General features: G+C 57.6%; 18 protein-coding genes. 6 read left to right on the top strand and 12 right to left on the bottom strand.

The genetic code is table 11. The features are described from left to right. Positions 1–101 precede the first annotated feature (101 nt). From M2Q46_RS14250 to M2Q46_RS14215, 8 genes are all read right to left on the bottom strand, one after another. Complete coding sequence (locus tag M2Q46_RS14250; protein ID WP_137430600.1) at positions 102–1,082, bottom strand: peptidylprolyl isomerase; 981 nt, start codon at positions 1,080–1,082, stop codon at positions 102–104. Positions 1,083–1,096: 14 nt separating this feature from the next. Next, positions 1,097–1,630 carry a YbjN domain-containing protein gene (locus M2Q46_RS14245; protein WP_115634478.1) on the bottom strand — a complete coding sequence of 178 codons (534 nt, stop codon included), beginning with the start codon at positions 1,628–1,630 and terminating at the stop codon, positions 1,097–1,099. A gap of 32 nt (positions 1,631–1,662) precedes the next feature. Further along, a complete protein-coding gene (locus tag M2Q46_RS14240) occupies positions 1,663–2,313 on the bottom strand; it encodes a hypothetical protein (protein WP_021447203.1) in 651 nt (216 codons plus the stop codon). A 66-nt stretch (positions 2,314–2,379) separates the two neighbouring features. Continuing rightward, on the bottom strand, positions 2,380–4,098 hold the full coding sequence (locus M2Q46_RS14235; RefSeq protein ID WP_302357513.1) for a putative porin: 1,719 nt from the start codon (positions 4,096–4,098) through the stop codon (positions 2,380–2,382). Positions 4,099–4,140: 42 nt separating this feature from the next. After that, on the bottom strand, positions 4,141–4,860 hold the full coding sequence (locus M2Q46_RS14230) for a TonB family protein (RefSeq protein ID WP_035270206.1): 720 nt from the start codon (positions 4,858–4,860) through the stop codon (positions 4,141–4,143). Positions 4,861–4,879: 19 nt separating this feature from the next. After that, positions 4,880–5,293, bottom strand: a complete 414-nt coding sequence (locus tag M2Q46_RS14225; protein ID WP_009461843.1) for a biopolymer transporter ExbD — start codon at positions 5,291–5,293, stop codon at positions 4,880–4,882. Positions 5,294–5,302: 9 nt separating this feature from the next. Further along, on the bottom strand, positions 5,303–7,255 hold the full coding sequence (locus M2Q46_RS14220; protein ID WP_302357512.1) for a DUF2341 domain-containing protein: 1,953 nt from the start codon (positions 7,253–7,255) through the stop codon (positions 5,303–5,305). Positions 7,256–7,306: 51 nt separating this feature from the next. Next, the gene (locus tag M2Q46_RS14215) at positions 7,307–8,833 is read right to left on the bottom strand and encodes a ShlB/FhaC/HecB family hemolysin secretion/activation protein (protein ID WP_302357511.1); all 1,527 of its coding nucleotides are present in this window, start codon (positions 8,831–8,833) and stop codon (positions 7,307–7,309) included. A gap of 457 nt (positions 8,834–9,290) precedes the next feature. Here M2Q46_RS14215 and M2Q46_RS14210 point away from each other — a divergent pair, with 457 nt between their 5' ends. Next, positions 9,291–9,614 (top strand): hypothetical protein, encoded by a 324-nt coding sequence (locus M2Q46_RS14210; protein WP_302357510.1) that lies wholly within the window; start codon positions 9,291–9,293, stop codon positions 9,612–9,614. Between the two features lie 144 nt (positions 9,615–9,758). Here the strand turns inward: M2Q46_RS14210 and M2Q46_RS14205 are convergent, their stop codons facing one another. Next, on the bottom strand, positions 9,759–10,502 hold the full coding sequence (locus M2Q46_RS14205) for a methyltransferase (protein ID WP_051316297.1): 744 nt from the start codon (positions 10,500–10,502) through the stop codon (positions 9,759–9,761). Between the two features lie 120 nt (positions 10,503–10,622). Between M2Q46_RS14205 and M2Q46_RS14200 the strand changes: the two genes are divergently transcribed. Further along, positions 10,623–11,387 carry a class I SAM-dependent methyltransferase gene (locus tag M2Q46_RS14200; RefSeq protein WP_060185395.1) on the top strand — a complete coding sequence of 255 codons (765 nt, stop codon included), beginning with the start codon at positions 10,623–10,625 and terminating at the stop codon, positions 11,385–11,387. A 57-nt stretch (positions 11,388–11,444) separates the two neighbouring features. Here the strand turns inward: M2Q46_RS14200 and M2Q46_RS14195 are convergent, their stop codons facing one another. From M2Q46_RS14195 to M2Q46_RS14185, 3 genes are all read right to left on the bottom strand, one after another. Beyond that, a complete protein-coding gene (locus M2Q46_RS14195; protein ID WP_302357508.1) occupies positions 11,445–13,850 on the bottom strand; it encodes a TonB-dependent siderophore receptor in 2,406 nt (801 codons plus the stop codon). Between the two features lie 300 nt (positions 13,851–14,150). Further along, positions 14,151–15,137 (bottom strand): FecR domain-containing protein, encoded by a 987-nt coding sequence (locus tag M2Q46_RS14190; RefSeq protein WP_203145398.1) that lies wholly within the window; start codon positions 15,135–15,137, stop codon positions 14,151–14,153. 78 nt (positions 15,138–15,215) lie between these two features. Next, entirely contained in the window at positions 15,216–15,722 is a 507-nt protein-coding gene (locus tag M2Q46_RS14185; protein ID WP_203145397.1) for an RNA polymerase sigma factor, read from the bottom strand. A 198-nt stretch (positions 15,723–15,920) separates the two neighbouring features. On the opposite strand from M2Q46_RS14185, the gene M2Q46_RS14180 reads away from it, so the two are divergent. The 4 genes from M2Q46_RS14180 (at position 15,921) to M2Q46_RS14165 (ending at position 20,346) form a co-directional block, all read left to right on the top strand. Continuing rightward, positions 15,921–16,259: a DUF485 domain-containing protein gene (locus M2Q46_RS14180; RefSeq protein WP_060185399.1), complete on the top strand. Its 339-nt coding sequence runs from the start codon at positions 15,921–15,923 to the stop codon at positions 16,257–16,259. Between the two features lie 10 nt (positions 16,260–16,269). Beyond that, a complete protein-coding gene (locus M2Q46_RS14175) occupies positions 16,270–18,117 on the top strand; it encodes a cation acetate symporter (RefSeq protein ID WP_060185400.1) in 1,848 nt (615 codons plus the stop codon). Positions 18,118–18,136: 19 nt separating this feature from the next. Further along, positions 18,137–19,198, top strand: coding sequence for a carbon-nitrogen hydrolase family protein (locus M2Q46_RS14170; protein WP_137430594.1), 1,062 nt, complete (start codon positions 18,137–18,139; stop codon positions 19,196–19,198). A 245-nt stretch (positions 19,199–19,443) separates the two neighbouring features. Further along, a complete protein-coding gene (locus M2Q46_RS14165) occupies positions 19,444–20,346 on the top strand; it encodes a LysR family transcriptional regulator (RefSeq protein ID WP_035270199.1) in 903 nt (300 codons plus the stop codon). The last annotated feature ends 94 nt before the right edge of the window (positions 20,347–20,440 follow it).

Genomic DNA, 20,440 nt, shown 5'->3' with positions numbered 1-20,440 from the left:
CTGCTGCCTGCTGCCTGCTGCCTGCTGCCTGCTGCCTGCTGCCTGCTGCCTGCAACATTTTGCCCGGTACAAACAGCCAGCATCACCCCCAGGGTTCAAGACTATGGGGTCTGCTGCAACAACTGACTCAACACCTTGCCATCCACGCTTACCGTATCGGCATCCAGCATGCCGGCCACATAGGCCTGCGTTGCTTCCTGCTGTCGCTGACGACGCAAGGCATCACGTAGCGCCGGCTTCACTTCCTCCAACGAACGCACGCTAGCCGGGCGCAGATCAGTCAACTGCAGAATATGCACACCATCGGCCTGCACAATCGGATCACTCAGCTGGCCCGGTTCCAGCTTGGCAACCGTGGCACGCATGGCTGGCACCAACTGGCTAATCGGTAAAAAGCCATTGTCGCCACCCCGCTCGGCACTGATTTTCTCGTCCGAATGCTCTTTGGCCAGCGCCGCAAAATCCGCCTTGCCTTCGCGCATTTGCTTGACCCAGGCATCGGCCCGTTTCTTCGCTTGCGCCAAAGCCTGTTCGTCCTTGTCCGGCACGCTTAAAAAGATCTGGCTCAAGCGATACATGGCCGGCAACTGGAACTGATCCTGATTGGCCTGATAAGCCGTTTGCAGATCCTGCTCGGACGGGTAATCCGCTGCAGGTTCAGACACGGATTGCAGATAGCTGCGCAGGATCACCTGATTCTGCGCTTCTTCAATGGCACTGCGTATCTCGGGCTTCTTGTCCCATTCCTGAGCCTTGGCCTGCTCTACCACGGCTTTCTCGGCCAGGCGGCTGCGCAGCCACTGTTCCAGCACCACGCGATCATTACGCATGGCTTCACGCTGTGCTGCGGGCAAAACCTGCAGGAACTGCTGTAACTCGTCCTGGCTGACCACCACCTGTCCCAGCGTGGCGACCGCAGGCGTCGCAGCACTGCTTTTTGCCGTCGATGCCGGAGCGCTGCTTTGTTGCCCGGCAGCTTGCGGCTGCTGGGCTTGAGCATCGCCATTTTTCCCACAACCCACCAACAGGGCCGACAGGCTCAGAGCCAGCACACTTTGCAGCAGAAATTTGGGGTGTGTCATCGTGCTCACCTGGTTCAAGCTTGTGCCGCTTCAGTTTGTTCAGCGTCGACAGGCGCAGTAGTCTCTTGGGCTACTTCTGGCTGAACAGCAACCGCTTCACCCTTGTCGGCACTCTGGGCTTCATTATTCGCCGCCGCATGCTGACGCAAAAACAGCAGGAATTCCTGCAACAAGCGGTCCCACAATTCAGCGGTAGCTTGCAGGTAGCTTGGTGCAACGCCACCGGCCACGATAACGTCCATTTCCAGCACCAGAAACTCGCCTTGTACCGCTAGGCGAGCAAAACGCTTGCCAATATTCCAGGCCGATTCGATACCGGCAGGCATCTCGCCTTGAACGCGCAAAGCGCAGCTCAAGGTGTAATCCAGTGCCTGGTCCGCCTCATGCGCAGGATTACCCAGGCGCAGCGCAAAACCAATGCCTTGCGAAGCCGACAAGAGCTGGCGATTCCCAGCCTGCTCGGACTCGGTCACGCGATAGCCCATCTGTTGCAACAACTCCTGCAATTGCTTCAAGGAGACGGATTGGATGGTTTGGGAGTCAGTCATACATATTCCTTGTGGGTATCAATCAATAAGGCTCAGGGCGCGACAGGCGGCTGTTCCGACGACGTGGCACCGGGCGTGTACAAGCCGTCATAAAGCTTGTCGCCCAGCGCCTGCGCGTGCTCGTCGAACTTCACGCGTGCAGAGCCGGCCAGCGGTTGTCGGATCTTGAGCAAGTCGCCCGTGCTGAACTGCTCATACGCCGCCAGGATTTCTTTCCCGGCTGCATACAATTCCTTGTTTTTTGCCGTGCACAGTCCCAGTTCCTCTTCGCGCTGGGCCAGACTGGACGCCAGGCTGGCACGCTGCGTTTCAGTGGCACGAGCTTGCACCTGCAAGGTTTCAAACTCGTTACGCGCACGGCCTAATTGCGATTGCGCTGCCGCCACTTGCTGACGCGCAGAGGTCTTGATGCCCTCCTGCTCGTCTTGCAAGCTTTGCGCCTGCTTGCTGGCCTTGTCCAAACGGGCCTTCAGTTGCTCGACCTCCTTGCGGGCCGCATCACGTTCGGTTTCTGCAGCCGTCTTAGCGGCCGTCAACTGCGCTTGCTGGCTTTGCAACTGCTGCAATTGCTGCGTGCTGGAGCGCAACTGCGTGCGCAGCCGCTCCTCCATATCCGATTTTTGTGCCATGGCTGGGCCAGCCCATTGGCCCAGGCCCGCCAGCAGCAGCGCGCCCAGCGTCATGAGAAAAGGCTTGCGCCCACTTGGCTGCACACACGGCTTCCAGGATGAGTTCAATATCTTCATGGCTTAGAACCTGGCGTTAAGTTCAAGCTGGATGATGTCGATAGACAGCGGTGCGCCATAGACTTCCTTGGAGCTGCTCCAGCGCAGATGGCCGGTTACGTTCTTCTCGAAGGCATAACCTGCACCCAGGAAGTAGCCACGTGCATTGGTGCCACCCAAGTGGAAGGAAGAGTCGTTATAGCCATCAGGCATGGCATCCGGTTCGATGTACTTGTAGCCCGCAAAAGCCAGCCAATCGCCCTTGTCCTTCAAGCCCAGGCTACTGCCCAAGGTCGCTTGAACCATCCAGGCATTGCCACCGCTTTCGATGCCGGTCGGGTTGCCGGAGGCGTCATATGTGCCGTTGGAGGCGATGTTGTGCAGACCACCGGCACGATCCGCCATCTTGTTGCTGTCGTAAGCCAGGTTGCGCACGTAATTACCGGCCAAACGCAGGTTCAAGCCATTCATGACTTCGGTATCCCAGCGCATGTTCACGTCCAGCAAGTTGAACTTGGAGGCCAGGCCCACGTATTGCCATTCGTTCCAGTTCTTGGGGTCTGCCGACCACTGACGGATGTCACGCAAGAGGAAGACGGTATTGCCCTTTTGCATGAAGGCCGGACGCGACCAGTCTGTGTCACACACATCGCTGGACGAGTACAAAGTACACGCGCTGGAGCGCTGGCCGGCGATATTGTCAAAGTGGTAGTACGCTACGCTGCCGCGCAGATTGTTGCGCTGGTTGATCTTCCATTCAGCACCGATCTGCGCACCCAGCAGCCATTTGTTTTCGCTGGAGCCTTCGGACAGACTGTTGCGATCCCATGGCGTGTTGGCGTATTCCAGCGCATAGGCACCCAGATTGCCAAAGACGGTCACTGGACGATCCGACATCGCGTGCTTGAAGGCAGCAGAAATCCCATCGACATTCAAGTCAGACGACCACAGCAGATCCGTGGAATCAAAGGGACTGGAGGCGCGACCCGCCACAATGGTGGCCCAATCGGTAGGACGGTAAGACAAGTAGGCCTGATCCAGCCACAGGTGCTTCTTGCCCATGCCGTTGCCCAGCGTATCGGAAGTGGACACCGGATTGTCATCGCTGCCCGTGGCCAGGCGGATACCAGCCCCCCAACGCTCGGACAGCGTCGCTTTCACACCCAGACGAGCACGGATACGCCACAGGTTGCGGCGATCCTGGCGACTGTTCAGATAAGGAATCTTCAAACCATAGGGCTTGTTTTCGACCACGGTAGGAATGGGGCCGTTGTCGTTCCACTTCGCAAAGTTGATCAACTCGTTACTGTTCGCGCCATCCATCAGGCGCGACTCGTTACGCACGCGTACATCGCCTTCAACCGTGATGCGCGACACCCAGTCCGGGAAGGTGTTGGGCTGGGCCCAGTTCTCGGCCTTGGCTTGCGACATCACTTCATTCTTCACTTCTTCGCGGATCTGCTCACGCACCGTCTCCGGGATGTACGTGACACGCACATCACCTGGCCGGGCCTGGGCGGCACCTGCTGCACCAATATCGGCTTTACGAGCCTGGGCCGCTTCCGCCTCGGCCTGAGCCACCAGGGCATCGGCCTGAGCCTGGGGCAAGACGCCTTGCTGCACCAGCAGACGAATCAGGTTAACGGTGGCGTTCTGGGATGGCGCCTGAGCCAGCACAGGGCCAGCGGTGCAGGTCAAGGCCAGCGCCACCGCGCAAGCCAGCCGACTAGGATGGGTTTTCATGAAAAGCGCACTCCAAATCATTCGGTCAAAAAAGGCAGACAATCAACTGGGCCTACGACCCGTTACCTGGGCTCGGATAGGCATGCTTACCGACGCCGGTGGCCGCTCGCTCAAGCGCCCGACTTCACGCAAGGCAGCTACCAAGGCCTCATCAATCTCGGTATCGCCCGAGGACTGCGCCAGGGCGACACGGGTAATGGACCCGTCTTCGGTCAACCACAACTGCACCTGAACGCGGTAGACCAAGTTGCGGGTGCGGCTGTCCTCACGCAGGATTTTTTGCAGCGCATAGGCCAGGTACTGGCTATAGGTGGCATTGCCTGCACGGCCACCGCCACTGCCGCCCATGCCTCGTCCCTGTCCGGCACTGATGTTGAAACTGTCAGTACCGGCCTGGGCGTCGCTGTCCATCTGCATCGGGTCTGACAAATCGTCCGATGGCGTAGGTGGCGCTTCATCCTGCGGTTGGGGCTCTTCAACCGGCGTAGGCTCGGGTTCAGGCTCCGGCTCGACCACTTCCTCTTCTTTGGGCTCTTCAGGCTCCGGTGGCGGCTCGGGTTCGGGCGGCGGAGGAGGCGGTGGCGGCAAAGGAATCAACATGGGCTCTTTGGGCACCTGGCGCTTGATCCCTGCCATGTCGTTGGCCCATTTCCAGACCCACCAGCCCAGCAGCGCCACCAGCACCACAACCAGCACCCTGATGGCCAGCCGACGCCAGCGTGCGCGTTGGTTGGCTTGCGGTTTGGATGAGTTTGGCAACATCGTTAGAACACCAATTAACTTACTGAGGTTTGCCGGTCACCAGACCGACCTGGGACAGTTCCAAGCGCCGCAATACATCCAGCACTTCCACCACTTTCTGGTACTGCACAATGCTGTCGCCGCGCACAATGACCGGGAAATCCGGGTTCAGGGCCTTCTCGGTACGCAAGCGGTCTTCCAGCTCGGGCAGGGTCACCGGATAGGCATCCAGAAACACCTGGCCCGCTTCGTTCACGGAGATGGCTTTGGTTTTGGGTTGAACCAGGGACACGGTGGAACTGGCCTTGGGCAAATTCACCTGAATGCCGGAAATTTGTGCGGTGGCGGTCAGGATGAACATGACCAGCACCACCATCAGCACATCGACCAGCGGAGTAATGTTGATGCCGTCAACAGCTGCGCCGTCATCGTCGTCGTCTCGTAGGGCTGCCATGTCCGTTCCTTATGCCGAGCCAGCAGCCTGGGCGTGGGCCAGATCAAGGTCAGCGCCTTGAGCCAATGCCGCCTCGTGCTTGTCGTGTTTGGTTTTGCCGGGCGCGCTGTTCTGGCCATGGATTTCAGCCAGGCGAGTCACAAACTCGTCCACAAACACACGCATATCCGCGCTGACGTCTTTATTGCGGCCAATCAGGCGGTTGTAGCCAAACAGGGCCGGAATCGCGACGAACAGACCCATTGCAGTCGCCAGCAAGGCAGCAGCCATACCGGGAGCAATTGCATTGATGTTCACATCACCTGCCATCGCAGTTCCCAGGAACACCACCATGATCCCCAGCACCGTGCCAAGCAGACCGATATAAGGGCCACCGGCAATCGCGTTGGACAAAATGCCCAGACGTGCACCCAGTGCCTGATTTTCTTGTGTACGAACACCGTCCATGGAAGCGCGGATGGCTTCGATGGTGTTGGGAGACAAGGCCTTCATGCCTTGGGCCTGACGGTTGTGGAGCTCTTTCACCCCCATGCGGTACAGGCGCCACAAAGAGGAATGAGCAAAGTTCTGTTCAGCCTTGGCGTCGGTCTGTACCGCATCCAGCTTGCCGCCGGACTCACCAAATGCAGCACGGAACTGACGGTTGGCTTCTTGCACACGGCCCACCTGACGGCTCTTGCGGTACATGATGACCCAGGACTGGAACATCATGAATACCAGCACGGCGATCACAATCCAGGCGTCCATCGGGACGGCTTTCAGCAGAAAGCCCAGAGCACCGAAACCGAAGCCGGACTGCTCTTCATCCGCACCGTACGCAATCAGGCGAGACTCGGCTCCTTGTGCCAGTGCATCGGCGTAAATCAGGGCAGCAGGTCGGGCAACCTTGGACAAGCGCAGCTCGTCAATCGCACCAACAAAGGGCGCATAGTTAGCTACTGGAGCGGTGACAGGCGCTGTGGCCTCGGCACCGGCAGAGGCAGTTGCACCGGGCGTGGCACCGTCAGCGCCAACTACTTCAGCCGCCACAGGAGCAGGCGCGGCCAGCAAGGTTCCGGGGACATCACCACCCAAAGCGGCAACCGTGTTCAGTGGTGGCAGGCTGGCATTCAGGGAAGCCGTGGCACGGCCCTGGACGTACAGAATCACTTGGCTGCCATCGGCTGTCACGGCCAGGTGCTGCCAGGTGCTGGGCGACAAGGGGGCACCGGCAGGACTGCGTTGGCCATTGATCTCAACAAAGGGCACGCCCTGGTCCAGACCGATCAGAAAGCTGTTGGCACCATCACGACGGGCATAGACCAATTGCTGGCCTTGGGGCTGATCTGCACGCACCCAGGCGCTGAAAGAAAAAGCACCGGCTGCTGGCACGGCCAGGGAAGGACTGGCAGGCAGCATCAAGGGCGCTGTACCCACAAACTGGGCGGCACGTCCGGACACGCCGTCAATCACGCCCGCTGGGGCTGTTTGAGCGTGGTTGGTGTACGCCGTACTGTCACGCGAAGGTGCACCAGCGGCGCCATCAAAGTGGTAGACCAGGGTGTAGTTGGGATCGAAGGTAATCTGGCCGTTGGAAGCCACCGGGGCTTTCTCGTTGCCGTAGTACATCCAGATATCCTGCTTCTGGCTGGCCATCACCTCAGGAATATCCACCCAGATCAGCGCCATGCCCATCAAGGGGTCAAAGCTCTCGATCTGGTGGTTCAGCACGGTCTGATCATCACCGGACACAAAGCGCAGGTCCGAGCCATTTTCATTGGTGCCATCAAAGGAAAAATTGCCAGTATGCAGACGCACCAGCAAGGGGGTGCGGCCTACGTTTTCGCTGATGGCCGCGCCTTCAGGCGTAGTATCAACAGAGATTTGCTTGCGGTACTGCCAATCAGGCTGCCACCAGGCCTGCGCCACGGCGGGTAGCCAGCCCACCATCATGGCGAGCATCAAAAGAAGAAGGCGTTTCATGATCGAATTACTCCGGGAACAAAATCAGGCAGATTGTTCTGGCTAAGGGGGTCAGAAGGAGGCGCGCAGGCTGAAGTGCACACGCGGATCGTGTCGTTCGGTGTTGACGCCTTGGGTCAGGGGATAAGCCCAGTCGGCATGCAGGGACAGCCAGTCAAACATTTGCAGACGCGTACCGATGCCCACACTGGCCAGATGAAAGCTGGACTCCTGCTCAGGCAAGGGGTCACGCAAGCGCAAACGTGCAACGTCGCTGAAGGCGTAGAAGCGCCACTCGTTAACCGAGGGGCCAATCCAGCGGGCCAGCGAGGGGGTGCGCAGTTCGACGCTGGCCATCCAGCCATCGTCTGCACTGCGCTCAGCGGCCAGATAACCGCGCACGCTGGTCGCGCCACCGGCCGAAAATTGTTCGTTGGAAACCAGAGCGCCTGAACCAATCTGAAAGCCCACTCGGCCATAGGCCTGCCAGTCTTTGGCAAAAGTTTCGGTGTGGTTCAGATCGCCCTTGAACACCATGAAACTGGGGCTGGCCATCCAGCGCTTGTAGTCGAACTCTTCCCATTCGCTGTTCAGGCCAAACAGGCTACGGCTGGCGCCCGTCAAGGTCAGGCCGACACTGGATTGCGAATCTTCGGTGTAGCGGTAGCCGTTATAGGCCAGCGTGAAGGGCAGATAGGTCAGCGGCACGCGGTCGCTGGTCTCCCCAAAGCGGGTTTGTTCTTCAAAATCCTTGTAGTCCATGCCGATCGAGGCGGTGTGATACCAGGAGCCGGACTGCGGGAAGGTATAGGTGGCATGAATGCCGTAAGACTGGCCCTTGCCCAGCACATTGGTACCGCCAACAGTCGAGACGTCGCTGTCAGACTTGTAGCCAGAGAACGCCAGGCTCCAGCGCGGGGACAAAGGCATGGTGTAGGCCGCCGACCAGACCTTGGCATCCTGCATATCACGCGGAGCTGTGAAGTAGGTCAGGGAGAAGGTATGGCCGCTTTGCCAAAGATTGTCGTGGCCAAGAGTGACCATGCCGCGCAACTTGCTGGTGTCGGCGCTGTAATCATTGTTCAAGCCCACACTGGCACTCCAGGGGCTTTTGTCGTCAACGCGCAGATCCACGTCCATGGTGCCGGGCACACGCCCCTCTTTCACCATGGGCATAACCTGGCGACTGGCGCCGCGATTAAGCCCCGCCAGTTCCGCCTGCGCCTTGCTGAAATCCGGCACCTGACCTTCTTGCAAGGACGGCACGCCGTCACGGATGGCCAGCGGCGAATAGTGTTCAGCACCGACCACGCGCACACGGCCTACCTTGGTTTCCGTGACCTGGAAAAACACCACGCCATCAGCCACGGCCTGCTCGGGCAGGTCCACGTAAACCGACTGATAGCCCTGCGCGTTATAGACTTCCTGCAAGGCGTCGCGCGCTTTTTCAATATCCTCAAGGCTGCGCTCGGGGCCTAAAAAGGGGTAGACCGCTTTTTCAATGCTGCGGGCATCCAGCACGGTATTGCCACGCACAATGTATTCATTGATGTTGACCTTGCCCTGAGCCTGCGCAAAGGCACTCTGAGGCAGCAACAAAGCCAGCGCCATCACTGGCGCAGCACAAAAGGGGTGGCCCCTCCACCCGGACAAACGGACGTTGCGCCCTGAAATTTCTGCTGGCATCACGATGCTTCCGATCCTCAATCTGATGAGCGCTGTGTCGGTGTGTCCCTGCTGGGACGACACGCCGCGCGACTCGTTGACATCTAGACGCAGCAGAAATCGAAAACTTTCGTTTGTAACAAAAACTTCATAATTCTTTCTGGGCGGCGGGGGCCAAACAGGCGGACTCGTCCCCAACGGCGCGATGTGCCTGCCCCCATGACAGCGGCAAAATACGCCGCCTTTGTCATGAAAACTTCACCCAGAAAAGTGAAGGCTTGCGCTAGGGTGTGTGGAACCCGAACGCCGTTATGGTGTGACTTCTTTTTATTGGCACCGCCCTATGCGCCCTCTCCTTTTCTTCTTATTGTTTTTGGTTCAGGCAGGCAGCATGGCCCAGGAAAACGCGCAGACTGAAGGCGCAAAAAGGCCCCCGTCCGATGTGTCTCCCGGCTGTGTCAGTGTAGTAGTGGATGGACAGGTGGCCCTGTCCTACGATTGCTTGAGCCAGCAAATGCAGCCCAAAGCAGGCACAACACCCGGGGCGCCAGGAATAGGGTCTGAAGCCATCATCCAGAAAGGCCCGAATGCGATGGGTTTGGTCAATCCGGCAACAAGCAGCAATCGCATGGGCTCGAACTTCGGGACCTCGGCTTATCCGCAACGACCACCACGGCCATCAGCGCCCTCGCCTTTTGCGCCGCCTAATCCCTGAGAAAGCAGCCGGCCCCAAGCAAACCTGTTTGAATATAAAAAAGCCCCACACAAATCGGTCCCCTGTCCGATTTGTGTGGGGCTTCTGCTAGCGCTGACTGACTCCAGCCCCTCAGGTAAAAAAGCCTGAGATGATGTGTTTTTTCTAACTGCGCTGATACTGCAAACAACGCCCCTTGTAAGACACCTCCTTGCCTTCGGGCATCAAAATGGGGCGATCGCGCAAGCAGACCTGTCGTACCAGCTCAAAACCGTAGCGCGACATTTCCTGAGTAAATTTGTTGCGATGCCCCCGGTCCGGGTCTACCACCCAGACTTCGGCCTGCTTCTTCGCACGCTGGTCTACCAGTTGGGCTAATTGGGCGGGCGTATTCCCTTCATACAACAGGTCACTGCCCACGATCAGGTCATAACGCTGCCGGGCGGGTTTCAGCCCCAAAGAAGCCAGCAAATCAGGGCAGGATTGCTCCCCCCACTGTGCATGGACATACGGCAGATCGGACAAGCCATTCAAAGCCTGATTCAGCTTCAGGAAATGCGGCACCATGGGATGGCAATCGCTGGCGTGGATTTGCGCGCCACGTTTATGCATCACCAGACTGGTCAGGCCCAATCCGCAGCCCAGTTCCAGAATGCTTTCATCCGCCCGAATGGGGCGATTTTTCAATTTGCGCGCCAGCTGGATGCTGGACGGCCACACCAGGCCGAACAAGGGCCAGACAGCCGGGCCTATGCCCAGAGACTGTGCATGTCCCAACGGGTCAGCATATTGCATGTGATCGGCCAAGGAACGAATACGTAACGATTCTCTGGGCGAGATTCGTATATGCTGGAGACGGGTTTTTAACTTGGCGGGCGTGGATGAGGTCGAGCCATATAAGTCTGACATAGACTGATGATCGTCCATATCGACACAAAAAGCGAATTTTGGCTTATTTTGCTGTGGTTTAAACTATAGATAGCCGAATTTAAACGAATTTTCGCCCAACACCATTGATAAGGACCGCTATTGTTCAAAGACCTGATTAAAGACCTTGACGACCATTCCATCGTGGAACCTGACATTTTTCTGGACGTACCCTTCGTCCCCAGCGACGACCGCGTCATCGACACCATGCTGCAACTGGCTCAAACCGGGCGCAAGGACGTCTTGTATGACCTGGGCTGTGGCGATGGGCGCATTGTTATTGCGGCCGCCAAAAAATACCACTGCACCAGCATAGGCGTCGAACTGGACCCGCTGCGCGTTGCCGATGCCATGGAGCAAGCCGGCCATGCCGGCGTGGAGTATCTGGTGGACTTTGTGGAAGAGGATCTGTTTACCGCAGACTTCAGCCAGGCCACCATCGTGACGCTGTACTTGATGGACACCATCAATGCCATCCTGCGCCCACGCTTGTTGCAGGAGCTGCGACCCGGTGCGCGCATTGTGTCGCACGCCTTTGATATGGGAGACTGGGAAGCCGACGAGATCCTGCATGTAGGCGGCATCAAAATCTACAAATGGATTGTGCCCGCGCAGGTGGCAGGCGAATGGGAATGGGAAGGTCTGGACGGGACGGACTACCGCTTGCAGCTCAAGCAGCGGTATCAGGATGTCAGCGGGAAAATCTGGATGAATGGCAAACCCGCTCTGCTGACTGATCTTTATCTGTCCGGCGATTGTCTGGAACTAAGTGCACAGGCCGACGAGTCCTCGCCCGTAATCAGCTCCCATCTGTACTTCGACCATCAGGAACTGCTGTCCGTGGAAGAGGTGGAAGCAGAGGACTGATTCCACAAACCTCTGCTTCGCAATATCAAGCCCTGGCATCAGACCAGGGCTTTTGTTTTAGAACTGGTACTTCATCGTCAGCATGATCTTCTGCGGTGCACCGTAAAAGCCCTGAGAGTCTTCCGTCAGGTCTACATACTTTTTGTCGAACAGATTATTCACGTTCAACTGGGCCGACAAGCTAGGCGAGAAGCGGTAATGCGCCATCAAGTTGGCCAGCAAAATGGAACCTTGCTCGCGTCGTGCGCTAAGATTTGGCGCCACAGTTCTATCCACATAAACATGACTGCGCCATTGCACACCGCCGCCTACCGTCAACTTCCCTTCGGTACCCGGCACGATATAGGAAGTTTGCAAGTGCATCAGGTTCTGCGGTTCAGAAGTTTTAAAAGGACCACCCTCAGCATTGCGCACCAGATTACGTGCAAAGCCTGCGGACACCTGCCAGCCAGGTTGAATTTCACCCGATGCCTGTAGCTCGAAACCCTCGCTGGTCACGCCCTTGGCCCCCCGATAAGCAAAATCGCTGGAGCCAGGTACAGTCCTGTCACCGTCTTTTTCGGCCACATTGTCCTGCTCGATACGAAACAATGCCAGCGAAGTGTTGAGCTTGCCATCAAAGTGCTCGGATTTCAGACCCAGCTCATAACTCTTGCCCTGCACCGGGTCCAGAAAGCCGCCACTGGCATCACGATAGGTCTGGGGCTGAAAGATATCCGTGTAGCTGAGATAAGCCGTGAAGTTATCGTTGAAGTCGTACAGCAGGCCAGCGTACGGCGTGAATACATGATGGTTCATGGTGTCATTGCCGGACTCGCGCTTCCAATTGGTTTGTCGACCACCCACAATCAGCTTCAGGGAATCGCTCAAGGACAGGCGCAGAGCGCCATAGACCGCATTCTGGCGCGTTTCCTGTTCGCCCAACGGCTGAAAACTCCCCCATACCGGCTCGGGATAGGAGCCGTCCCATTCAAAGACATTACCCACTGGCGTATTGCCTTGCAGAGCGTGGTTGCCATAACGGTAGTTGGACTTGCTGCCCATCACTCCCACAAAAGCCTCATGCTCCTGGCCGAAGGCATTAAATGGCCCGCTCAGTTCCAGCGAGGCGCTGTTCTGATCGAACTCCTGATGCGAGTTGTTCAGCAAGGACGTCATGCCCAAGCCGGTGACAGGATCAGGGTGGCCCATCAAATACACCAGCTTGGAGTCGTACTCGCTCTCCAGACGGCTGACATTGGCTTTCAAGGACCAGCCATTGGAAAAGCGATGGTCTATGCCTGCGTAGAAGGTATTGCTGGTCGTATCCCAGCGTGTCCAATCTGCACCGACACTGAAAGAGCGACGCCAATCCAGATCCCCGCCCTTGTTATCCAGCGTAGGCAGACCGCCCCAGGTCACGCCCGTCGGACGTTTGGCCTGATGCTCTACTCCAACCCGCACAGTCGTGTCAGGCGTCAGATCCGCTTCCGCAGTCGCTAACCAGGCACGATTGCGCGTGTGGTAACGGTCGATATACGAGTCGCGCTCCTCCATCATCCCTGCCACGCGGGCGCGCACGGTACCGTCCTTGTTCAAGGGCGTAGATAGATCAATCGTGCCCCGGTGATGATCCCAAGAGCCTATGCCAACAGAGGCGGTGCCGGTAAACACATCGCTGGTCGCGCGTTTGCGCACGATATTCACCGAAGCCCCAGGATTGCCCGCCCCCGTCATCAAGCCGGTAGCACCACGCACTACCTCGATGCGGTCGTACAGAATGGGATCAAAGTTGGAAGTTCCGAAGAAATCATTCTGTGTGGCAATAGACACCCCATCGTATTGGTAAGTGTCGATATAGAAACCACGCGAATGAATATCGGTGCGGTCAATATCCGACATGGACGTTGCAATCCCCGTGACGGTCTTAAAGCTCTCGCCCAGCGTGGTCAAATTCATATCTTCCATCTGCTGGCGTGTAATCACACTGACGGACTGCGGGGTCTCGCGTGGTGACAGACGCAAACCTGTTGCCGCCGTGGTCGCCTGAACGGCATAGGAGCCCGAGCCTTCAGTAGACAGATCACGCCCCACCACACGAACCGGAGCCAGCTGCGTCGTCTCGCCCTGCACCGGGCGGGTCAGGGACACATTCTTGCCCTTACGTCGAAATTCCAGACCCGTGCCTGCCAGCAAGCGACTTAAGGCCTGATCTGCCGTGAGACTGCCGGACACAGGGGGAGCCGCAATCCCTTTAACCGCGTCAGGCAGATAGAAAATCTGCAACCCGGCCTGTGCACCTAGCTTTTCCAGCGCGGCCTCCAAGGGTTGTGCGGCAATGCTGATCGCCACCGGCGTTTCCTGCGCCCAGGCATGGGGTGCGTACAGACCAATAGCCAGAAAAAGGGAAAGTGCGAGGGCGTTAAGACCAATCGATGTCGTACCCCGACGCGCGGCGGCGGGTATTGCTTGCGTGTCCAGCATGAACAGAGTTCCAAAAAATAAGTACGCGCATGGTGCGCAGACGCCCTTGGCCAAGGCTATGGGCTAGCCTGTTTCCGATCTGGAAAGCAGGCCCCCATAAGTAAGACGCCGTAGCGAAAAATTTTCCGGAATGATTCTCACTGCTCTTTTTGATACAAGATGTATCAATAGTGGTGCACGACTTGCTTGGCAACGGAACTCGACAGCACAGCATCGTTCGTCTTCGAATCGCTGTTCACCATTCGCACTTCACGGTTCGTGGCTTATTGCTTGCTGCCAAACGCAAAACGAGCCGTAACCTTAACGCGCCATCAACAAAGCGCTGCCATCCGCTTGTCGCACCACCCGTACTGGCGCGATGTCCGGCAGGATATCCAGCGCCGCTGCTGGTTCCTCAATACTCAATGTGCCCGAAATGCGCAACTTGGTGATCTGTGAGTCTGTCACCCGCAAGGGGTGTTCCAGATAGCGGCTCAGCTCCTGTGCCACCGTCGTCAAAGGCACATCACGGAACACGATGCGCCCCTCTTGCCAGGCCATAATCGCTTCCACACGCTCCTGAGCTAAAGGCATCACCTTGTTGTTTACCGCGCTGGATACCTGCCCAGCCGATAACATCGCCCGGTCCCGGCGCCACCACGGGCCTGTGGAAAGCTGCACCGAGCCCTCGCGCACAGCCACGGCGACACTCTCCGCCTCTCGACGCACATTGAACTGCGTCCCAGTAACCAGCACCTGCGCCTGACCCGCGTCTACGGAAAAGGGGCGATTCTTGTCGGACTGCACCGCAAACAGGGCCTCGCCCCGCAGCAGCTCCACGTTTCGGCGCGACGCGTAAAACGCGATGTTCACCTCCGTGTCCGTATTCAAATCCAGACGCGAACCATCCGGCAACTCCAGCCGCTTGCGCTCGCCGCGTGCGGTCAACAGGCGCTGGGTAAACACAGGCGTTTCGGCCCACATCGAACGACTGAACCAGGCCCCGGCGGCCACCGTTGCAAGCGTCACCCCTGTACCCATCACCCAGCGTCGACGCGCGAAGTCAGGCACCTCTTGCGCCGGACGATTCATGATCTCCCGCATCTCGTCCATGGGCAGATGGTCCGCCACCTGCCAGACCTGCTGCAAGGAACGGTACTCCCGCTCATTGGCCGGATCCTGCGCCAACCACGCATCCCGCTCACGCTGCTCCTGCGGCGTCAGCTCACCGAGCTGCTCTCTGGAAAACCAGTCCAGCGCTTGCTCTTGGGGCAGATAAGAGGGGGTGGGATTGTCGTTTTTAGGCATGGCTCGCGTCGCCAGGGACACAGGGCACAAAACCGTGCCCTTCACTGATAAGACGTTTATGCATAAGGAAATCCGGAATCAATGAGGGGCATAGTTTTGTAACTTTTTCTGAAGATGCCGCAATGCCCGCTTCATGTATTTTTCCACCGAGCTGGACGTTAGACCCAGCTGCTCTGCAATTTCCTTTTGCGTGTAGCCCTCTATTTTGTTCCACAAAAACACTTGCTGGCACTTCAAGGGCAGCTCCTGCAAGGCATCTCGCAACGCCTGGCTGAGCTGCTCCATGCGCAGATCACTTTCCGGGCCCGGATCAACCGGGTGCTCATCCTCGCGCAAATCATGCAAGGGCACCACGTCATGACGCGACTGGCGGCGGATTTCACTGATCAGCTGATTTTGCGCACTGCGATACAGATAGGCTTTTTGATTCAGTGCCGCAGCATGTTCGCCGCGCAGCAAGCCTTCAATGGAGTCCTGCGCGGCATCTTCCGCGTCCTGCGGCAAAGAGCTGCGCTTGGCCCACGAGCCGATCAGCCCGCTGTAATGAGCGAGCCAGCCTTTCTTGGACGTGGGGCGGCGGGACATGGCAAATACAAGAGACGGATGTCGAATGAAGCGAGCATATTAACAATAATTCTCATTTAGATATAGAAAAGTCCCTGCGGTGTGGCATCCCACCTCATCCTGCAAATTTGCAAGAGGGTTTGCAACATTGGCGCTTTCCTATCGCGCCCTTCTTCTTAAGAATGGCAAATACAAATCCAATCAAAAAAGGAGACAAACATGGCGGATATCTCTGCCCAGGTTTATGAGGCGCTGTACGCAAAGCCTCAATTCCAGGATCTGGTACGCAAGCGAAGAGGCGTGGTGCTGCGGTTGTTGTTTGTCAGCATGGCCTTCTTTTTTCTGGTTCCCATTCTTTCCAGTCTTAGCCCCGAGCTTTTTCGTCTGAAACTGAGCAACTCCACCAATTTCGGGCTCTGGTATCTGATCGCCCAGTATCTGGTGGGGGGTGCCGTGGCCTGGCGCTATGCCGTCCAGTTGCGTCACCTGGACAAGATGGTGCAGCAGTTAACACAAGAAGAATCCCAGCAGTTCTCAATGCGCTCCGCGACCGTTTAAGGGGCTCATCATGAAAAAAATAGTATTTGCGACAGCCTTGATGGCTGTCAGCGAAGCTGCGCTCGCACAGGAAAGCACCTTGGTTAATGAAGGCAACAGGGTGCTGACGTTTTCAGTATTCGCCTTCTTGTTCTTGTTCACGCTGGGCATCACCTTTCTGGCGGCACGCCGCAACGCCACTGCCAGCGACTTCTACACGGCGGGCGGCGGTATCAGCGCCCGTTTTAATGGACTGGCCATTGCCGGGGATTACCTCTCAGCCGCCGCGTTTTTGGGCGTTTCCGGGCTGATCGCGATATATGGTCTGGACGGTATCAGCTATCTGGTGGGCTTTTTCGTATCCTTCATTCCAGTGCTGATTCTGGTGGCCGAACCTTGCCGGAATCTGGGTCGCTACACGCTGGGCGATGTGCTGTCCTATCGAAACAACTTCCGTGCCACCAAGCTGGTTGTGGCCGGGTCCAGCATTCTGGTCGCGCTGTTTTACATGGTCCCGCAGATTGTGGGCGGTGCCGTGATTATCCGGGCGCTGATCGGGATTCCCTATGAGGTTTCTGTTGGCATCGTCGGCCTGATGATGCTGATTTACGTGTTATTTGGTGGCATGCGTGCCACTACCTCAGTGCAAGTGCTCAAGGCTGGTCTGCTGATCAGTTTCTGCTTCGTGCTGGTGATTCTGTCCTGGGCGCCCTACGGCTTTAACGTGGAAGCGTTTTTTGGCTCGGTCATTTCCAGCCCCGCCATCCAGAATCATGTGATCAATTTCCTGGGGCAATCTTCGCTGGGTGTGGCCGAAGCCGGACAGCGCTTTCTGGAACCGGGCCTGTATCTGAAAAACCCGGTCGAACAGATTTCGCTGGGTATGGCACTGGTGCTGGGAACCGCCGCAATGCCACATATCCTGATGCGCTTTTTCACTGTGCCACATGCGCAAGCCGCCCGCAAATCGGCACTGTACGCCATGTTTGCCATCGGCCTGTGCCATCTGTTCATTGTGGTGATCGGCTTTTCTGCCGCACTGAATGTCAGCCCCAGCGCGATTCTGGGCCTGGACAAGGGCGGCAATCTGGCCGCGCCCATGCTGGCGCAACTGTTGGGTGGGGGGCCGGAGAGCATGATGGGCAACTTCATGCTGGCCGTGGTGGCTGCCGTGTCCTTTGCCACGATTGTGGCGGTGGTGGCCGGCCTGACACTGGCCGCGGCTTCCTCGCTGGCCCATGACGTGTATATCGGCGCAATTCGCAACGGTGCAGGCACCGAGCGCGAACAGGTCATTGCAGCGCGTATCGCCACCTTGCTGATGGCGGTGATTTCCATCGCTGCCGGTATTGCGGCCAAGGGACAGAACGTGGCGCATCTGGTGGGCCTGGGCTATGCCGTTGCCGCATCGGCCAACCTGCCAGCGCTGGTCTGCACCTTGTACTGGAAACGCTGCAATACCGCCGGTGTGGTGGCGGGTGTAGTAGGCGGAACGATCCTGTCCATCGGGCTGGTGCTGGTATCGCCCAACATGAGCTACCCGCTGCTGCAAAAAGAAGCGGCACTGGCCACTGTCACCACCGTCAATCAAAAGCTGAACACGGCAAGCGACCCTGCCCTGCGCGACAAGCTGGTCACTGAACGCAACGCAGCCCAGGCCACGGCAGATGCCATTCCTGCCGATGCAAGCAGCGTGGTGGGCCTGTCCAAGCCCCTGATCAGCTTGCGCAATCCCGGAATTATCTCCATTCCACTGGGCTTTTTACTGGTGATTCTGTTCTCGCTGTTCACCCGCAGCGCCCTGTCGGAATCCAGGTGGGTAGAGATGTCGGTTCGCCGGGAAACCGGATTAGGTGTGGCCAAGGCCACGGTTCACTAAACGTAGAGAGAAACACACCATGTCACTTCCAATCACTCAAGTTGCCGCGGCACATATTGCCTCTGTTTACATGGACGCGTCCGCCTCGGTACGCAAGGCCGTTGCCATTATTGACGAGGCCGCCCGCCACGGTGCCGAGCTGATCACCTTTCCCGAAGCCTTCATCCCCGGTTTTCCAGTCTGGGCCGCGCTGTGGGCGCCCATTTACAACCACGACTGGTTCAAGAAAATGGCAGCCAACAGCATCCATATTGATGGCCCGGAAATCGCCCAGATTCGTGCCGCTGCCAAGCGCAATGGCATCTTTGTGTCCCTGGGTTTTAGCGAAAGCACCGAGGCCAGCGTAGGCTGCATCTGGAATTCCAATGTGATCATTGGCGATGATGGTTCCATCCTGAATCACCACCGTAAACTGGTGCCCACCTTCTACGAAAAAATGGTCTGGGCTCCGGGCGATGGCCATGGTCTGCGCGTGTGCCAAACCCGCATTGGCCGCATCGGTGCCCTGATCTGCGGGGAGAACACCAACCCGCTGGCCCGCTACTCACTGGCGGCCCAGGGCGAGCAGATTCACATCTCCGCCTGGCCGGCTATCTGGCCGACCCGCATGCCCAAATCCGGCCAGAACTTTGACAATGTGGCAGCCAACAAAATACGAGCAGGCGGCCACTCTTTTGAGTCCAAAGTCTTCGGCATTCTGAATGCCGGTTTCATGGACCAGGCCATGCTTGATGCCCTGACCGAAGGCGGGGATGCCCAGGCGCGCGAAGTGCTGGAAAACACCCCGCGCGCGGCAACCCAGTTCCTGGACCCCACCGGCGCATCCGTAGGCGACTTTCTGCAAAATGAAGAAGGGATTGCCTATGCCACTTTTGATTTGAACGCCTGCGTGGAACCCAAGCAGTTCCACGACATTGTGGGCTACTACAACCGCTTCGATGTGTTTGATCTGTCCATTGATCGTCGACGCATCACGCCCGCTACTTTCCGAGGACCAAACAGCGCAAGCGGTAAACAATCACGTAGCAGTGAGCCCGTGCAGGACGGTCAGGTAGCCAGTTCGGAAACGATGGAGGAATAAGGCCATCGTCTGACCCACCCTGCTAGCAGTACCTGCCATGTACTTCCGTTGCCTCGGGGGTACATGGCAGCCTCTATTTCTCTTTCCAAACAAGGCCGTCCGCAACACAAGGTACATTGCAAATTTGCAACTCCCTGAAAGCTTGATCTATACCGTGATAGCTCGCAGTAGACTTAAAAATACGCACGGGTTTCGTCCATTATTTGGTACCCGCCTTGCAAATATTCTTGTCCAGGGTTGTAGCCATGTCTCCTATTGATCCCAATTGGCATGATCTGAAAATTTTCCTGGAAGTGGCGCGCTGCGGCACCCTGGGTGCGGCCGCCAGACGTTTGAAGGTAGACCCGTCCACCCTGAGCCGTCATATCAGCCGACTGGAAGAAACGATTAACGCGCCCATCTTCGAGCGCAGTAACCAGGGTCTGCATCTGACCGCAGGCGGGCAAGGCTTGCTGGAGTATGTGGAGTCCATGGAAGCCAGTGCCGTGGCTCTGGCAGAACAATTGGGGGATCGCCCTAAAGAGCCCTCCGGCACAGTGCGGGTCGGCTCCATGGAAGGCATTGCCTCCTTATATCTGGCGGCAGAGTTTCAGGGCTTTTCATCGCTACACCCCAAAATCGCCATTGAGCTAGTCACGACGACCCAGCAAATGCACGTCAACCGGCGCGAAGCGGATGTATTCCTGAGCTTTTTTCCCATGGCAGGCAAGTCCATTGATGTGGTGCCCCTGGGCTCCTTTCCGCTACATCTGTACGCGTCTCCCGAGTACCTGACCCGTCACGGCCATCCCTGTGATCTGGACGACCTGCTGGATCACCAATTTGCCTCTTATGTGGACGACCTGATCCAGCTGGATACCGTGCGCTGGCTTAATGAAATCATCTCCCGGCCCAAGCTGGCTTTTCAGTCCTCCAGCATGATTGCCCAGATGTTTGCCGCCGCAGCCGGTGCAGGTATCGTCATGCTGCCCTCTTTTGCCAAACCGGAACGACTGGGCATGATCAAGCTGCTGGATGAACAAGTTACCGTACGTCGCACCATCTGGATGACAGTGCATCGGGACTTGCAATACTTGCCCCGCATCAAGGCAGTAACTCGTTTTCTGGAAAAGACGATAGGCCGGGACTACCCTTGTCGGACCGACTAAACCCTTGCTTGGTCCACCGCTTTCAGGCACTTTCTCAGGCCGACTTTACTGACAAAGAGAAACGTCTCTTAACTGCATGGCGCGGCTGCAATGC

It is taken from the genome of Alcaligenes sp. YSL9, assembly GCF_030515105.1.
Lineage (GTDB): Bacteria > Pseudomonadota > Gammaproteobacteria > Burkholderiales > Burkholderiaceae_B > Alcaligenes > Alcaligenes phenolicus.
This window is presented reverse-complemented; position numbering and strand designations above follow the sequence as displayed.

Coding starts and splice junctions, on each gene's coding strand:
- M2Q46_RS14205 (WP_051316297.1), bottom strand. CDS start 10,502: ATGTCAGACTTATATGGCTCGACCTCATCCACGCCCGCCAAGTTAAAA.
- M2Q46_RS14180 (WP_060185399.1), top strand. CDS start 15,921: ATGGCGGATATCTCTGCCCAGGTTTATGAGGCGCTGTACGCAAAGCCT.
- M2Q46_RS14225 (WP_009461843.1), bottom strand. CDS start 5,293: ATGGCAGCCCTACGAGACGACGACGATGACGGCGCAGCTGTTGACGGC.
- M2Q46_RS14175 (WP_060185400.1), top strand. CDS start 16,270: ATGAAAAAAATAGTATTTGCGACAGCCTTGATGGCTGTCAGCGAAGCT.
- M2Q46_RS14185 (WP_203145397.1), bottom strand. CDS start 15,722: ATGTCCCGCCGCCCCACGTCCAAGAAAGGCTGGCTCGCTCATTACAGC.
- M2Q46_RS14195 (WP_302357508.1), bottom strand. CDS start 13,850: ATGCTGGACACGCAAGCAATACCCGCCGCCGCGCGTCGGGGTACGACA.
- M2Q46_RS14230 (WP_035270206.1), bottom strand. CDS start 4,860: ATGTTGCCAAACTCATCCAAACCGCAAGCCAACCAACGCGCACGCTGG.
- M2Q46_RS14190 (WP_203145398.1), bottom strand. CDS start 15,137: ATGCCTAAAAACGACAATCCCACCCCCTCTTATCTGCCCCAAGAGCAA.
- M2Q46_RS14250 (WP_137430600.1), bottom strand. CDS start 1,082: ATGACACACCCCAAATTTCTGCTGCAAAGTGTGCTGGCTCTGAGCCTG.
- M2Q46_RS14220 (WP_302357512.1), bottom strand. CDS start 7,255: ATGAAACGCCTTCTTCTTTTGATGCTCGCCATGATGGTGGGCTGGCTA.
- M2Q46_RS14210 (WP_302357510.1), top strand. CDS start 9,291: ATGGCCCAGGAAAACGCGCAGACTGAAGGCGCAAAAAGGCCCCCGTCC.
- M2Q46_RS14240 (WP_021447203.1), bottom strand. CDS start 2,313: ATGACGCTGGGCGCGCTGCTGCTGGCGGGCCTGGGCCAATGGGCTGGC.
- M2Q46_RS14165 (WP_035270199.1), top strand. CDS start 19,444: ATGTCTCCTATTGATCCCAATTGGCATGATCTGAAAATTTTCCTGGAA.
- M2Q46_RS14235 (WP_302357513.1), bottom strand. CDS start 4,098: ATGAAAACCCATCCTAGTCGGCTGGCTTGCGCGGTGGCGCTGGCCTTG.
- M2Q46_RS14170 (WP_137430594.1), top strand. CDS start 18,137: ATGTCACTTCCAATCACTCAAGTTGCCGCGGCACATATTGCCTCTGTT.
- M2Q46_RS14245 (WP_115634478.1), bottom strand. CDS start 1,630: ATGACTGACTCCCAAACCATCCAATCCGTCTCCTTGAAGCAATTGCAG.